Annotated in this window: 16 protein-coding genes and 2 riboswitches; of the genes, 12 read left to right on the top strand and 4 right to left on the bottom strand. The window is 48.7% G+C overall.

Features of this window, described 5'->3' with window-relative positions; genetic code table 11:
* Position 1 precedes the first annotated feature (1 nt).
* The 7 genes from M3N64_RS04565 to psiE all read left to right on the top strand — a co-directional run bounded on the left by M3N64_RS04565 (position 2) and on the right by psiE (position 5,590).
* Positions 2-1,537 (top strand): Ppx/GppA phosphatase family protein, encoded by a 1,536-nt coding sequence (locus tag M3N64_RS04565; RefSeq protein ID WP_249098769.1) that lies wholly within the window; start codon positions 2-4, stop codon positions 1,535-1,537.
* Positions 1,538-1,622: 85 nt separating this feature from the next.
* Positions 1,623-1,733: riboswitch (SAM riboswitch) on the top strand.
* A gap of 130 nt (positions 1,734-1,863) precedes the next feature.
* Positions 1,864-2,682: a MetQ/NlpA family ABC transporter substrate-binding protein gene (locus M3N64_RS04560; RefSeq protein ID WP_249098766.1), complete on the top strand. Its 819-nt coding sequence runs from the start codon at positions 1,864-1,866 to the stop codon at positions 2,680-2,682.
* Positions 2,683-2,695: 13 nt separating this feature from the next.
* Complete coding sequence (locus tag M3N64_RS04555) at positions 2,696-3,709, top strand: methionine ABC transporter ATP-binding protein (protein WP_249098763.1); 1,014 nt, start codon at positions 2,696-2,698, stop codon at positions 3,707-3,709.
* Positions 3,709-4,371, top strand: coding sequence for a methionine ABC transporter permease (locus M3N64_RS04550; protein WP_249098761.1), 663 nt, complete (start codon positions 3,709-3,711; stop codon positions 4,369-4,371). The genes M3N64_RS04555 and M3N64_RS04550 overlap by 1 nt, the downstream gene beginning before the upstream one ends.
* Before the next feature lie 122 nt (positions 4,372-4,493).
* Entirely contained in the window at positions 4,494-4,709 is a 216-nt protein-coding gene (locus M3N64_RS04545) for a helix-turn-helix transcriptional regulator (protein ID WP_249098758.1), read from the top strand.
* On the top strand, positions 4,706-5,170 hold the full coding sequence (locus tag M3N64_RS04540; protein WP_249098755.1) for a hypothetical protein: 465 nt from the start codon (positions 4,706-4,708) through the stop codon (positions 5,168-5,170). The genes M3N64_RS04545 and M3N64_RS04540 overlap by 4 nt, the downstream gene beginning before the upstream one ends.
* Before the next feature lie 15 nt (positions 5,171-5,185).
* On the top strand, positions 5,186-5,590 hold the full coding sequence (psiE, locus tag M3N64_RS04535) for a phosphate-starvation-inducible protein PsiE (RefSeq protein ID WP_249098751.1): 405 nt from the start codon (positions 5,186-5,188) through the stop codon (positions 5,588-5,590).
* A 70-nt stretch (positions 5,591-5,660) separates the two neighbouring features.
* Here the strand turns inward: psiE and M3N64_RS04530 are convergent, their stop codons facing one another.
* Positions 5,661-6,791, bottom strand: a complete 1,131-nt coding sequence (locus M3N64_RS04530) for a glycerol dehydrogenase (protein ID WP_249098749.1) — start codon at positions 6,789-6,791, stop codon at positions 5,661-5,663.
* A gap of 294 nt (positions 6,792-7,085) precedes the next feature.
* Here M3N64_RS04530 and M3N64_RS04525 point away from each other — a divergent pair, with 294 nt between their 5' ends.
* The 4 genes from M3N64_RS04525 (at position 7,086) to M3N64_RS04510 (ending at position 11,036) form a co-directional block, all read left to right on the top strand.
* Positions 7,086-8,015, top strand: a complete 930-nt coding sequence (locus M3N64_RS04525; RefSeq protein ID WP_249098746.1) for a manganese-dependent inorganic pyrophosphatase — start codon at positions 7,086-7,088, stop codon at positions 8,013-8,015.
* Positions 8,016-8,372: 357 nt separating this feature from the next.
* Complete coding sequence (gene nfsA, locus M3N64_RS04520) at positions 8,373-9,113, top strand: oxygen-insensitive NADPH nitroreductase (protein ID WP_249098743.1); 741 nt, start codon at positions 8,373-8,375, stop codon at positions 9,111-9,113.
* A gap of 3 nt (positions 9,114-9,116) precedes the next feature.
* Positions 9,117-9,965: a hypothetical protein gene (locus M3N64_RS04515; protein ID WP_249098741.1), complete on the top strand. Its 849-nt coding sequence runs from the start codon at positions 9,117-9,119 to the stop codon at positions 9,963-9,965.
* Positions 9,966-9,992: 27 nt separating this feature from the next.
* A complete protein-coding gene (locus M3N64_RS04510; RefSeq protein ID WP_249098738.1) occupies positions 9,993-11,036 on the top strand; it encodes a lactonase family protein in 1,044 nt (347 codons plus the stop codon).
* Here M3N64_RS04510 and M3N64_RS04505 read toward each other — a convergent pair.
* Both M3N64_RS04505 and M3N64_RS04500 read right to left on the bottom strand, forming a co-directional pair.
* Entirely contained in the window at positions 11,030-11,281 is a 252-nt protein-coding gene (locus tag M3N64_RS04505) for a YuzB family protein (RefSeq protein WP_249098735.1), read from the bottom strand. The genes M3N64_RS04510 and M3N64_RS04505 overlap by 7 nt on opposite strands.
* A 123-nt stretch (positions 11,282-11,404) precedes the next feature.
* On the bottom strand, positions 11,405-12,037 hold the full coding sequence (locus M3N64_RS04500) for a superoxide dismutase (RefSeq protein ID WP_249098732.1): 633 nt from the start codon (positions 12,035-12,037) through the stop codon (positions 11,405-11,407).
* Between the two features lie 189 nt (positions 12,038-12,226).
* Between M3N64_RS04500 and M3N64_RS04495 the strand changes: the two genes are divergently transcribed.
* Positions 12,227-12,631 (top strand): hypothetical protein, encoded by a 405-nt coding sequence (locus M3N64_RS04495; protein ID WP_249098730.1) that lies wholly within the window; start codon positions 12,227-12,229, stop codon positions 12,629-12,631.
* 177 nt (positions 12,632-12,808) lie between these two features.
* On the opposite strand, the gene M3N64_RS04490 is transcribed toward M3N64_RS04495, so the two are convergent.
* Positions 12,809-14,146: a 5'-deoxyadenosine deaminase gene (locus M3N64_RS04490; protein ID WP_249098727.1), complete on the bottom strand. Its 1,338-nt coding sequence runs from the start codon at positions 14,144-14,146 to the stop codon at positions 12,809-12,811.
* A gap of 86 nt (positions 14,147-14,232) precedes the next feature.
* A riboswitch (purine riboswitch) is annotated at positions 14,233-14,333 on the bottom strand.
* Positions 14,334-14,355 lie beyond the last annotated feature (22 nt).

Here is a 14,355-nt window from a genome sequence, read left to right as displayed (position 1 = left end):
AGTGACGTTTGTTCAGAAACATGCAATGATTGATATTGGCTCCAATTCCATTCGACTCGTGATGATTGGAATTGACCGTGACTATTTTTTTAAAGAACTGCTGAATTTTAAAGCAGTCGCCAGACTGAGCAACTACATAGATCAGAACGAACAACTAAGCCGTGCGGGCGTGAATGTGCTGCTCTCGGTGCTTAAACGATTCAAGTCCATTATTGAGCGGGAAGCCAACGTGTCTGTTGTTGACGCTTTTGCCACTGCGGCCATGCGCAAAGCGAGGAACAGGGATGCGGTACTTCGGCGTGTCAGAAAGGAAACGGGTATCAATGTCCGTCTGCTTTCAGGGCTGAAGGAGGCATACTACGGGTATCTGGCGGTTGTCAATGCGACCTATGTTGAAAATGGAATGACGATCGATATTGGTGGCGGGAGCACTGAGGTCACGATGTTCCGCAATCGCCAGCTGATTCACGCGCACTCTTTCCCGTTCGGGGCAGTAACATTGTATCGCGCCTTTTACGAAGACGGCGATCCTGAGGCTGGAACTAAGCTTGAAAACTATGTGCGGAGTAAATTTTCTTCGCTTGACTGGCTGTCCGGCAATGAGCTTCCAGTGATCGGTATCGGAGGAACGGCACGCAATTTAGCGCGTATTGATCAGATCCAGGAACATTATCCGATGGTTGGGCTGCATCAATACACCATTCCCCGCGCACGGCTGGACATGCTGACGAAAAAGCTGGCAGCAATGACCGTTGATGAACGGGAAAATATGGACGGGCTTTCCAAAGACCGTTCGGACATCATTCTTCCGGCAGCAGCCGTGATCAATTTGCTGGTGAATCTGAACCGTGGCGATCATTTCATGTTAAGCGGTGCGGGACTTCGTGAAGGTGCATTTTATGAATGGGTGCTTGGCCAGCGAAAGGTGGATCAGATTCCTTACGTATTGAATGAAAGCATGCGCCAGCTACGCCGCGATTTTAATCTGGACAGCCGGCATACGAGCTATGTGAAGAAGCTCGCCTTTCAGATACTCGATGGCATTGCCGATCTGATCAAAGAAAAGGCGTCAGACAAGCGGATTGCCTGGCTGCTCTCTCACAGCGCTGATCTTGCCTACATCGGAGAATTTATTAACAATGAATCCAGCAGTGCGCAGACTTTTTATTTACTGACTAATATGAATATAAATGGCATCAGCCATCATGACCGTCTGGCAGTGGCACTCATTGCTTCGTTTAAAAATCGTGCCAAACTCAACGACTTCGTCGAACCTTATCTGCAGATGATAACCAGAGAAGAATTGAAATTATATGAACTGCTCGGTGCCATTCTCCGCCTGGCCCATGATTTCGACCGTACCCGGCTCCATGTCATTGATCATCTGCAGGTCAAGGGAATGAAGAAGAAACAGCTGCAGCTGGTTGCTTACTACCATGACGATGCGTACTTTGAAGAGCAGGCGGCGCAAAGACATAAAAAGCATTTGGAACGGGCACTGAAAATGCCGATTGCTATTCAATTTAAGCGAAACTGATGACGAAAGTGTTTCGCTTATGCAGACAAAGTTTTGACACATTCGTCAATTCGCGGTACAATCAGATCACTAACCAATTGAATACTTCTTATCCAGAGAGGCGGAGGGACTGGCCCGATGAAACCCGGCAACCAAAAAGCAGCAGCTTATAGGTGCCAATTCCTGCAAGATCCGGTCGGATTTTGAGAGATAAGAGAAGATAGAGTGTAGGGCTTCTCTTGTTTCAGCGAGAGAAGCCCTTTAATGTACGCATTCTCAAAAAAGGAAGCTGGATGGTTGAGGTTAGAATTCAGAGTATTCTTATACACATATGGGAGGAAGACAAGTTGAAAAAGATTACTGCCATTATCTCAGCGTTACTCGCATGTTCACTGATTTTTGTACTTGCCGCCTGCGGCAACGGCTCTTCTAAGGAATTGAGCACGAAAGAAATAACCGTCGGTGTGACCGGCGGACCGCATCAGCAGGTCATGGAGCAGGTCGTTAAGCTGGCGAAAAAAGACGGCCTGAAGATTAAACTGAAAGTATTTAATGACTATAATCAGCCGAATATTGCGCTGAACGATAAAGATCTGGATGCCAACAGCTATCAGACACTTCCGTTCCTCAAGGATCAGATTAAGAATAAAAATTATAAGATCACCGACGTATTCAAGACGGTCGCCTTTCCGATGGGCATCTACTCCAAGAAAATTAAAAGTCTTGATGAACTGAAAGACGGCGACAAGATTGCGGTACCGAACGATCCGGCTAACGAACTCCGCGCACTGCAGCTGTTTGAAAAAGCCGGTGTCATTAAGCTGAAGAAAGGATCGGGCATCACATCGACAAAGCGCGACGTAGTCAGCAATCCGAAAAATCTGAAAATTGTTGAACTGGATGCCGCTCAGCTTCCGGCACAGCTTGGCGAAGTAGCTGCTTCAGCGATCAACACAAATTTTGCAATGGGCGCCGGTCTGACCGTCCTGAAAGATTCGATTTATCACGAACCGCTTGAAAACAATCCATATCCTAACTACTTCGTTGTCCGTACCGATAATAAGAATGATAAAGTTGTGAAACAGCTAAAGAAATATTATCAGTCGAAAGAAGTTAAAGCCTACATTAAGAAACAGTTTGGCGGTTCTGTAGTTCCTGCCTGGTAAGGAGGAAGTCATCATGATTAAATTGCAGCATGTGTCAAAGACGTTTCGTGTCGGAAAAAACAGAATTGAAGCCTTGAAGGATGTTTCTCTGGAGGTTCACAAAGGTGAAATTTTTGGCGTCATCGGCTTCAGCGGTGCGGGAAAGAGTACGCTGATCCGCTGCGTGAATCTGCTCGAGCGCCCAACCAGCGGACAGGTAGTTGTTGATGGTGAAAATGTACTGCAGTTGAATAAAACCAGGCTGCGGTTGCTGCGCCGGAAAATCGGCATGATTTTTCAAGGATACAATCTGCTGGAGACGGCAAATGTATATGAAAATGTCGCGACACCGCTGAAACTGGAGGGCGTACCGAAGGAAGAAATTAAAGCGCGCACCGAAAAATATCTGGAAATTGTCGGTTTGTCAGATCGCAAAAACGCCTTTCCGAGTCAGCTCTCCGGCGGTCAGAAACAGCGTGTGGCCATTGCGCGTGCGCTTGCGCACGAACCGGAAGTGCTGCTTAGTGACGAAGCAACCAGTGCACTCGATCCGAATACAACCGATGCGATTCTTGAACTTCTGCTCAAGGTAAATAAAGAGCTTGGGATCACTATTTTCCTGATTACGCATGAATTAAATGTGATTCAGCGTATCTGCGACCGGGTAGCGGTCATGGAGAACGGTCGCGTTGTGGAACAGGGTACGGTGGTTGATGTGTTTACGCAGCCGCAGCAGCCGATGACCAGGCGATTTATCAGCACGGAATCCAAATTTCAGATTCCGGAGACTGTCAAAAGCGACCTGCTGAAATCGGGCAGACTGGTGAAACTGACCTTTATTGGTGAGTCATCGAAAGATCCGGTACTTGCGACACTGGCGAAACAATATGATGTCCTGCCAAGCATTATCGCCGGCGGTATCGATCAGCTGAAGGATCAATCGGTCGGCAGGCTGCTTGTTCATCTGAAGGGCGATGAAGCCAAGGTTGGGACGGCAATCGATTTCCTTCATGATCAGGATGTTCTTGTGGAAGAGGTGAAGAATTAATGGCTGACTTTATCAATGAATGGGGCAGCGCGATCTGGGAAGGTTTTATCCAGACCACACAAATGACGCTGATCTCGCTTGCCTTTTCAATTCTGATCGGTCTTCCGCTTGGCGTGCTGCTCGTTCTGACACGGAAGGGCGGTCAATGGGAGAGCGTCCCTGCCTTTACGATCGTGAACTCGCTGATCAACGTGATTCGGTCTATTCCGTTTATTATTCTGCTTTTTTTCCTGCTTCCATTTACGAAAGCGCTGGTTGGAACGACAATCGGTGTTCGCGGCGTCATCGTGCCGCTTGTTGTAGCCTGCGCGCCGTACATTGCCCGCCTGCTGGAGACGGCGATGCTCGAAGTAAGCAAAGGTGTGATTGAAGCCTATCAGTCTATGGGCATTTCAACACCGAAAATTATCTGGCATGTCATCATCCGCGAGGCCCGTTCATCGATCATTCTTGGTTTGACGATTGCCATCATCGGCCTGATCGGCGAAACGGCAATGGCCGGCTTTGTCGGTGCCGGAGGTCTCGGCGATCTCGCCTATCAATTCGGCTACGTACGTTTCCAGCCGGATGTCATGTACGCAGTCATTATTATTCTGATCGTGATTGTACAGATCATTCAATCGATCGGCAACGTGATTGCCAGGAAACTGAAGAAAAACTAAAAGCGGACGGCGCAGACGATTTTTTGCAGCAATCGTTTGACTGCCGCTTTTTTTACATTTATAATGTTAAGTATACTTAACATATTGTTTGATGTATTTTACATTGAAGCGAGCTGATTGATGTGCATCTTCGAAATCATGTCAAAGAATTACGGGCGCGTCATGACTGGACTCAGGCGCAGCTGGGGGCGCGCGTCGGTGTGACCCGGCAAACCATTGCTTCGATCGAAAAGGGGGATTATGTTCCGTCGCTTTTGCTCGGGCTGCAAATTTGCAATGTGTTCGACTTGACCATGGAAGAGGTTTTTATATTGGAAAAGAGGGAAGAGCAGGGATGAAAAGGCTGATTTTTTCGTTTATTATGTCTGTGAGCATGATCGTGGCATTTGGTGCTGCACTGATACCGTGCATTCAGATTGCGGAGGGATTCGCTTCATTCATTCGCTCGCCGCATCAATTTTATGTTGAAGTCAATTTGCTGCCGGTTGTGCCGCTCGTTATTTTGAGCTTAATCGAGGCCGTTGACTACTATCTGGGGAGAAGAAAGGGACGCCCGTCGTTCTGGCAATACCCGCTGATCATTCCTGCGGCTGATGAGCGTGAACGGGCCATCAGTGCTCAGGCGACAGCCACGGCATTTCGTGCGATATGGTTTATTGCTCCGTTTTGTGCGGCGCTGATGGTGCTTCATCCGATTGTCCGTCAGTCAATCCCTGCGTTTCCAGTCTTTGTTCTGCTCATTATTCCGCTTGTGCAGATTTGCGTGTATTATTTTAAGATCAGAAAAATTTATTTGTAGGAACGGAGGATGACCATGGATCGGAGTAAACTAGATCAGACGATTACGACGGTGCTCCAATGGACATTAAATCTTGTACTGATTGCTCTGGCCGTTGTGCTGTGCGTGGCATTGATCAAGGAGACTTATCAATTTTTTACCTATCTCTTTCTGAGTGAGAATGCTTCGTACTATCACTTGCTTGAAGGCATTCTTGTTTATTTTCTTTACTTTGAATTTATTGCCCTGATTATTAAATATTTCCAGGCACACTATCATTTTCCGCTGCGCTACTTTGTTTATATCGGTGTCACTGCGATCGTCCGCCTGATTATCGTCAGTCACGATCATCCACATTCTATACTGCTTTATTCGATCGCGATTCTGATCCTGGTTGGGGCGCTTTACATTGCCAATACGAAAATGCTGAAACGAGAATAAAAAGGCGCCTTTTCACTTCAAGGCACCTGAAAAAAGAATTCACTATGGAGAGTAAACGGTTACAAAAAAGTCAGTCGTGATAGGTCTGAGCGATTGCATCGGCCGTGACGATTGCGTTGAATACGTCATCGGGCGTCACTTCGAATGGCATGTTGCTCATTGTGTCATTTGCTGCACATGCAAGCTCTGCAACTTTGCGCCATTCTTCATCGACAAATTCGTTGACACCAAGGTCGGCCAAAGTTAACGGAAGTCCCACTGCTTTTATGATGTGAATCACTTCTTCCAGTTCTTCCTGCGGTGCATTTTCAAGTACGAGATGGGCGAGTAATCCGAACGTCACTTTTTCACCATGCTGTACGCGATGGAGGGCGGGGACTGCGGTCATGCCATTGTGAATTGCGTGTGCTGCCGCAAGACCGCCGGATTCAGCGCCAACACCACTCAGATATATGGTTGCTTCGATGGTCGCCTCAACGGCCGTTGTCGACAGCTTTTTCTCCACTGCATGAATGGCGGGCACTGCATTTCTGCGGATCGTGTCGTAGCATTGCTTTGCGAGACCAACACCAATCAGTGACGGACGCAGATTGGCCAGGTTTATGCCGTTAGCCCTGTAACATGAGCGCGCTTCAAAATAAGTGGTCAGACCATCGCCAATACCGGCCGCAAAAAATCGTTTTGGAGCAGCTGCAAGTATGTCCGTATCCGCGATGACCATATCCGGGTTGCTTGGAAGATAGAGATAGTGGTCAAACTGACCTTCATCTGTGTAAACAACGGCAATCGATGTGCATGGTGCATCCGTTGACGCGATGGTCGGATAGATGACCACCGGAAGCTTTTCATAGTAGGCCACCGCCTTTGCGGTATCGAGCGTTTTCCCGCCGCCAATGCCGACGATGACCTGAGCGCCGGCAGCCTGTGCCAGCTTTCGGTTGCGATCAATTTCCGTTTGTGAACATTCATAATTGAATTTCTCGAATGTTGCTGTTTTTCCGGAGGCATTAAATGAAGCACCGCCCACCCGTCCGGCACGATCCACAATAAATTCATCGCAGATGAAATACGCATTGTCGCCGAAACCACTGATGTAACTGCTGATATTTGCGAGTATGCCTTTTCCGACAATGAATTTCTTGGGTGAAGTCACTGACTTTGCAAGCTTAGTTCCTTTTGCTAAAATAGCCGTATCTGCCATAAAAAATCATCCTCCCTTTGATAGGTCCATTATAAAAGGATCACTAATAAAATTCTAGTGAAAGCGCTTAAAAATATGAATAATTTGTGAATAAATGTAATTATAACGGAAAAATCACGTATTTAAGTGACTATAACTATTGACAAATGGTTAACAATTAATTTTTATTCTGCGAATTTGATCTTGAAAACGCGAACTATTGAAATTCTCAGATACATAAGGTATGGTACTGTTGAGAGACTATGAACGGATCATCTGTGAATAGCCAATATACGTGACTAAGGGGTAGAAAAAATGGGAAAAGTGCTTGTTTTCGGGCATAAAAGTCCTGATACCGACGCGATCTGCTCGGCGATTGCGTTTGCTGATTTGAAGAATCAACTTGGGGAAGAAGTGGAAGCCATCCGTCTCGGCGATCTGAACGGTGAAACGGAATACGTGCTGAAACACTTTGGCGCTGAAGTGCCGCGCCTGGTCAAGACTGTTGCAAACGAAGTGCCGGCAGTCTATCTGGTTGACCATAACGAACGTGCGCAAAGCGCAGACGATATTGAGGATGTCGATGTTCTCTCTGTTGTCGACCACCACCGGATCGCCAACTTCGAAACAAAGGCGCCGCTTTACTACCGCGCCGAACCTGTCGGCTGCACGGCCACGATCATCAACAAGCTTTATAAAGAAGCAGGTATCGCCATTCCAAAGACAATCGCCGGACTCATGCTGTCTTCGATCATTTCTGATACGCTCCTGTTCAAATCGCCGACCTGCACTGAAGAAGACGTAAAGGCAGCCAAAGAACTCGAAGCAATATCTGGAGTCGATACGCAATCATACGGCCTGGACATGCTGAAGGCCGGTACCAATATTGCCGACAAAACGGCTGAAGAACTGATTTCCATTGATGTGAAACCATTTAAAATGGGCAAGTACGCCGTCGAAATTGCCCAGATCAATGTGGTTGACACTGATGACGCACTTTCACGTCAGGCCGAACTCGAAGCGTCGATTAACAAAGAAATTGATGCCAAGGATCTCGATCTGTTTGTTTTGGCGGTGACCAACATTCTGACCAGTGATTCCGAAGTGCTGGTTCTTGGAAAGGCAGCCTCAGCAGCCGAGTCCGCATTCCATGTCACTTTGGACAATAACGTCGCAACGCTCAAAGGCGTCGTTTCCCGCAAAAAACAAATCGTTCCCGTACTCACTGAAGCACTCACAAAATAAGCGAATCAAACCGGAAGCAGAGGGGTGTATCCCTCTGCTTTTTTAGCGTCCGGAAATTATAGAATGCTGGTGTCTTCTGGGAAATTAGTAAAGAACCGTCGAATTCATAACGAAGTAATGGAAATTAGAAACGAATCGCTACACTCGTAACGAACCGCTGAAAAACAGAAACGAACCGTCGAATTCGTAACGAAGTAGTGGAAATTATTCGACCGGACTCCGCTGATTTACGCTTGTTCATGACACAATCCGTTGTTTTTTCGCAGCTGAGACCTCTCCAATGCCTCATTCATGCAGCTCGAAGCTGAATCACGTATAATGAGAAAAAAGATTTCTTTGCAAGGGAGACTTGGATTCATGCAAAATGCAACGATTGAGCTGCTGCTAAACCACCGCTCTATTCGGAAATTCAAAAAACAACCGTTAACGGATGATCAGATAAACCTGCTTGTGGCCTGTGCGCAAGCTGCGTCTACGTCAAGCTTTACCCAGTCTTATTCAATTATCGGCGTTGAAGATCCGTCGATAAAAAAACAGCTGAGTGAAATATCCGATCAGCCTTATGTCGATGAAAACGGCTACTTCTTCGTTTTTGTTGCTGATCAATACCGCAACAAGACCATCGGTGATCAGAACGGAGCGGATACCGCGGTTTTGGACACGACCCAGAGGCTGATTGTGGCACTTGGCGACGCGGCATTCGCCGCCCAGAACATGGCAGTCGCAGCTGAATCAATGGGTCTTGGCATCTGCTATATTGGCAGTATTCAGCGTGATATCGACCGGACGGCGAAATTGCTGAAACTTCCTGAGTATACTTTTCCCGTGTTTGGACTCGCGGTCGGCTATCCGGACCAGCGTCCGGAGAAAAAGCCGCGTCTGCCTCGCACCAGTATTTTTCATAAAAATCAATATAATGCGGAATCCCGCAACGAAGAATTAAACGAGTACGACCGCAGAATCGAGGAATATTACCACACTCGCAGCGGCGGACAGCGCAAGGAAACCTGGACCGGACAAATTACCCGGGGTCTTGGCCTGCCCGCGAGAATGGCTCTGAAGCCTTTTCTCGAAAAACAGCACCTGGGCAGGCGCTGATCGATGGATCTGGTGCCATGGCTGATTATTACCCTGAAAACGGTTGTGCTCACGGTTTCGCAATTTGTGTCTCTGCTTGGCGGGATCGTGCTGGGCGGTTTTGTGCTCGGTTTCCTTGAGCGTCAGGCCAATGCCCGGATTGTGAGCGTGTTCGGGATGGGCGGCATTTATGTCACTGCATGGCTTGGCACTCCGATTCATGAATTGAGCCATGCAGCCATGTGCCTTGTTTTCCGCCATCGTGTGATCGAAATCAAACTGCTTCAGGCAGTCGATGCAGGAGGAACGATGGGCTACGTCCGCCATGCCTATAATCCAAACAGTATGTATCAGCGGATTGGCAATCTGTTCATTGGTGTCGCGCCGATTATCGGTGGCAGTCTGGCCATCGCGCTTTGCGCTCGCTGGCTCGTGCCGAATCTCTCCGCCGATCTGATTAATTTTTCGGACACATCCCGCCTTTTCTCAATTTTTGATCTGTCATCGTGGCTGCTGCTCGGCAAGTCGGTGATCGCTGTTTTTCAAAAACTTCTGGTTCCTGCAAACGCAGCCAGCCTGAACTACTGGCTGTTTCTTACGCTTTCTCTGTGTATCGCTTCGCGTATGTCGCTGAGCCAGGAAGACATCAGCGGTGCGCGAAGTGGCGCGACAGCACTGTTTGCTTTTCTGCTTTTTATTAATGTGCTCGGCACGATCCTTGATCCAAGCCTGCGTGGACAGATGATGTTTTGGATCGGCCGTCTGAATTTTATTCTGATGGTCATGCTAAGTGTTGCCATCTTTTTTTCACTGCTTGTCTGGTGTCTCAGTCGGGTGATCTTTGCGGTTGCGGCATGGATAAGGCGGTCGTGATTATCAATATAATTGGAGGCATGCCTTATGAGCCAATTTAAAGGCTACATCGGCACTTATACGAAAGGAACAAGCGAAGGAATCTACTCATTTGTTCTGAACACGGAGCGAAAGGAACTTTCTGAATTGCGCGTTGCGGCCAAAGTGGACAACCCCACTTATCTGACCCTCAGTTCGGATAACCGTCATCTCTATTCAGTCGAAAAAAAAGAGTCAACTGGAGGCGTGGGCGCTTTTACCGTTGGTGCATCCGGTGAATTGGAGTACATCGGCGCACACCTCAGCGAAGGCGCACCCCCCTGCTATGTCGCTGTCGACCAGGCCGGCACACACATTCTGGATGCCAACTATCACCGCGGCACCGCGGCACTTTATAAAGCGAATTCAGGAAAAGGGGTCCGCCTGATGGCGGACGTGAAACACCAGGGTTCTGAAGCACTCTCTGAGCGTCAGGAAGAGCCACATGTCCATTTCACCGGCTTTACACCGGATGAGCGCTTTGTGGTAACGGTCGATCTCGGTCTGGACGCGCTCACCACTTATGATTTGTCGGAAGGACAATGGGTGGAACAAAACACGCTGATTTTTAAGCAGGGTTCGGGTCCGCGCCATCTCGCGTTCCATCCGAACGCTCCGTACGCCTATGTGATGACCGAGCTCAGTTCGGAAGTTGTGGCTCTTCGTTTTGACGCGGATCGCGGCGCTTTTACAGCTTTTCAGACGATCAGCGCGCTGCCTGCAGGCTACACTGGACACAGTCAGGGTGCGGCGATTAAAATCAGCGCTGACGGCCGTTTCGTTTATGTATCGAACCGCGGGCATAACAGTATCGCTGTTTTTCAAGTTGGTGAGGAGAATGGAAAGCTGGCATTGATCGAACACGTGGCGACTATGGGAGACTGGCCGCGCGATTTTGAAATCGATCCGAGCGGACAATTCCTGCTCGTTGCCAACCAGAATTCAGGAAATCTCGTGCTTTTTGAACGCGATACTGTCACAGGACGCCTGCATGCGCAATCGTCAGTACTTGCCGTTGCGGACGCGGTCTGTGTGAAATTCCTTCATTATTGAAGCTGGGCGAGTTCCTCATGAACACGGGCTTCAATTTTTTCCAGGCAGGCGTCAATTGTATTGGCGAATACGCGATGACCGTTGACGATCGCAAAAGGTTTCAGACTGCACATGCCGCAGACGTTCAGACAGTCGTAGTTCATGACCGCCACTTCCGGGTGGCGGGCTATTTTTTCCAGGTGCTGGACGGTCAGCGATCCGTAATCGCATACTTCGATCGTGACCAGTCCCAATCCGTCATTCATCACCTGAGCCTCCTTGGTGAACTGAAACAAATCAGCTCTTCATTTTATTCGGACAGATATCCGCCTGCCCAAATCAGACAGGCGCAGAAATCCCGAAGCGCACAAACCGCTTCGGGATTCTTGTTAAAGAACAGTCTTTGTCGCGAGTGTCTTGTTATAAACATCAGAGACGAAGTCCCAGTTGATTAAGCTGAAAAAGCTTTTCACATACTCGGGCCGCCGATTCTGGTATTTGAGATAATAAGCGTGTTCCCAGACATCGAGACCAAGCAGCGGGGTGGCGCCGTCCATGAGCGGACTATCCTGATTTGGTGTGTTGGTGACTTTCAGAACGTTGAGTTTATCGACGGCCAGCCAGGCCCATCCAGAGCCAAACTGTCCGGTTGCCGCATTCGTGAAGGCTTCCTTGAATTTGTCGAATCCACCGAGCTGTTTGTCGATGGCTTCCGCCAGAGCACCGGCAGGTTCCTGTGATCCGCCGGGAATCAGTACCTTCCAGAAGAAGCTGTGATTATAATGGCCACCGGCGTTGTTACGCACCGCCGTCCGAATATCCTCGGGCACCTTATCCAAATGCGCGACTAAGTCGGTCAGCGAACGGTGTTCAAGTTCCGGGTGCTTATCAAGGGCTGCATTCAGGTTCGTCACATAGGTCTGATGGTGCTTATCGTGATGAATCAGCATCGTTTGCTTGTCAATGTACGGTTCCAGAGCATCGGGAGCAAATTCGAGTGCAGGCAGTTCAAAATGACTCATTAAAATCCTCCTTTTACCAAAATCATTGCCGACCCCAATTCTATTGAATCAGAAAATGGGTACCCTAATCAATTAATATGCCTCAAAAGCCGCACTTCTATACGCGAAATACATGATTAATCGAGCAGATGGATCCAAATTGGGAGATGCGGCCAACCCAAGGGAAACTTCAACCGAACCGTAGAAAAGTTGAACCGAACGCCACAGAATTTCAGCCGAACCGTAGAAAAGTTGAACCGAACACCGCAGAATTTTAACCGAGCCGTAGAAAAGTTGAACCGAACGCCACAGAATTTCAGTCGAACCGTAGAAAAGTTGAACCGAACACCACAGAATTTTAACCGAACCGTAGAAAAGTTGAACCGAACACCGCAGAACTTCAGCCGAACCGTAGAAAAGTTGAACCGAACACCGCAGAATTTCAGCCGAACCGTAGAAAAGTTGGACCGAACACCACAGAACTTCAGCCGAACCGAGGAAAAGTTGAACCGAACACCGCAGAACTTCAACCGAACCGAGGAAAAGTTGGACCGAACACCGCAGAACTTCAGCCGAACACGTAACTTGATCCGCAAGGCTGTAACAATATTCTGATGAAGAGAGTCACCTCAGCCGAACCCCATCCACAAATTAGAAAACTTGGCTGCGCCAAGCCACTGGCGAAGGCGAAGCCTTAGTAGCACTTACATTCATTTCCTTGAATCTTTTATTTTTTATACTTACCAGTGTAAAAAAACACGGGCACATCGCCCCGCATTCTCGTACCCTGTGTCAGACTTGAATGCCTGCACGCTTCATCAGCCGCGCGACAGCAATCTCAGCTTCTTGTAAAACAAACGTTTGATCAATGGTTTTCATCCGCCTGTTCTCCATCACAATGCGTCCGTCGATCATCGTAGTTTCGACATCCGAACTCATTGCCGAGTAGACGATCCGCGAAATCGGGTCGGTCCCGTATATCGGATTGCAGTGAAAGGTATTGAGATTCAGAATGGCCAGATCTGCCTTTTTCCCAGGTTCAAGGCTGCCGATTTCATCGGACAGGCCGACGGCCCGCGCTCCGTCGATCGTTGCCATGCGAAAAACCTGATGCGCGTTCATCGCCGTCGGTCCATTGGCCGGCTTGTGGATCAGCGCGGCAAGCCGCATTTCCTGGAACATATCCAGATTATTGTTGCATGGCGCGCCATCTGCCCCCAGCCCAAGATTCACGCCCATCGCCGCCATCTGCGGCACTTGAGCAATGCCTGAGGCCAGCTTCAGATTGGAGCCCGGGCAATGGCTGACATGAACGCCGCGCTTTTGAATAATCTCTTTTTCTTCTTCACTCAGCCAGATGCAGTGTGCGAGAATCAGCCGTTTATTTGCCAGACCAATATGGTCCAGATAGACAATATTCCGCATACCGGTATCATGTTCGACTATTTCAATCTCCCCGCGATTTTCAGACGCATGCGTATGAACGAACACCTGATAGTGATCGGCAAGATCGCGCACTTGTTTCAGAAGTGGTTCGGTGCAGGAAATGACGAAACGGGGGGCGAATGCATAACGAATTCTGCCGTTGCCATGGCCGTTCCACCTTTCAAGCAGGTCGACGCTTTCCTGTAAGGAGTCACTTGTTTTTTCATGCAACCCGGCTGGAACATCGTTGCCTTTATCCATCATGACCTTGCCAGACAGCGCGCGGATGCCGCTCTCCGCGATCGCCTGAAATGCTTCGTTCGTATGATGAACGGTTTCCATATCGACAATGGTCGTCGATCCGCCAGCGATCAGCTCACCGATTCCGAGCAGTGCCGACAGATAGATGGATTCCTTGTCGTGCGCCGCTTCAAGCGGCCAGATGCGCTCGCGCAGCCAGTCCATCAGTTCCAGATCATCCGCCTTGCCGCGGAACAGCGTCTGGCAAAGATGAATATGTGTCTGAATGAACCCGGGGATGACTGTCCGCCCGGTTCCGTCGATCACGCGGTCACCGGGCCTCGATTCCGCCTTTGCGCCGACGGATTGAATACGGTCACCCGCGATGACCAGATCACCGCGCGCAATGGTCCCGTGTTGATTCATCGTGATTAAGTCCGCGTTTTTAATGATGATTCTCCCCACCAATATCATCTCCAATTACATGTTTGCCGTTACGCCCTTCAATGGATCCGGGCGCGGCAGAACAAAAAAAGGGCTACGAAACACTATGCACAGTACATAGCATTCGTAGCCGGGAATTTACGGTTCCCAGGTAGAAACCCTTAAACCGTATTATTAAGGATATACGAAAACAGAAAGGATGAAGTTTACGAAGATAATCATAATCGAAT

This window comes from Sporolactobacillus mangiferae, assembly GCF_023336505.1.
Classification (GTDB): domain Bacteria; phylum Bacillota; class Bacilli; order Bacillales; family Sporolactobacillaceae; genus Sporolactobacillus; species Sporolactobacillus mangiferae.
The sequence above is the reverse complement of the archived record's forward strand: the minus strand, read 5'-3'. Positions and strand labels throughout refer to the sequence as shown.

Excerpts from the sequence above, each read along its gene's own strand:
- M3N64_RS04510 (WP_249098738.1), top strand. The coding sequence starts at position 9,993 with ATGAGCCAATTTAAAGGCTACATCGGCACTTATACGAAAGGAACAAGC.
- nfsA (WP_249098743.1), top strand. The coding sequence starts at position 8,373 with ATGCAAAATGCAACGATTGAGCTGCTGCTAAACCACCGCTCTATTCGG.
- M3N64_RS04540 (WP_249098755.1), top strand. The coding sequence starts at position 4,706 with ATGAAAAGGCTGATTTTTTCGTTTATTATGTCTGTGAGCATGATCGTG.
- M3N64_RS04515 (WP_249098741.1), top strand. The coding sequence starts at position 9,117 with ATGGATCTGGTGCCATGGCTGATTATTACCCTGAAAACGGTTGTGCTC.
- M3N64_RS04555 (WP_249098763.1), top strand. The coding sequence starts at position 2,696 with ATGATTAAATTGCAGCATGTGTCAAAGACGTTTCGTGTCGGAAAAAAC.
- M3N64_RS04550 (WP_249098761.1), top strand. The coding sequence starts at position 3,709 with ATGGCTGACTTTATCAATGAATGGGGCAGCGCGATCTGGGAAGGTTTT.
- M3N64_RS04525 (WP_249098746.1), top strand. The coding sequence starts at position 7,086 with ATGGGAAAAGTGCTTGTTTTCGGGCATAAAAGTCCTGATACCGACGCG.
- M3N64_RS04500 (WP_249098732.1), bottom strand. The coding sequence starts at position 12,037 with ATGAGTCATTTTGAACTGCCTGCACTCGAATTTGCTCCCGATGCTCTG.
- M3N64_RS04530 (WP_249098749.1), bottom strand. The coding sequence starts at position 6,791 with ATGGCAGATACGGCTATTTTAGCAAAAGGAACTAAGCTTGCAAAGTCA.
- psiE (WP_249098751.1), top strand. The coding sequence starts at position 5,186 with ATGGATCGGAGTAAACTAGATCAGACGATTACGACGGTGCTCCAATGG.
- M3N64_RS04505 (WP_249098735.1), bottom strand. The coding sequence starts at position 11,281 with ATGAATGACGGATTGGGACTGGTCACGATCGAAGTATGCGATTACGGA.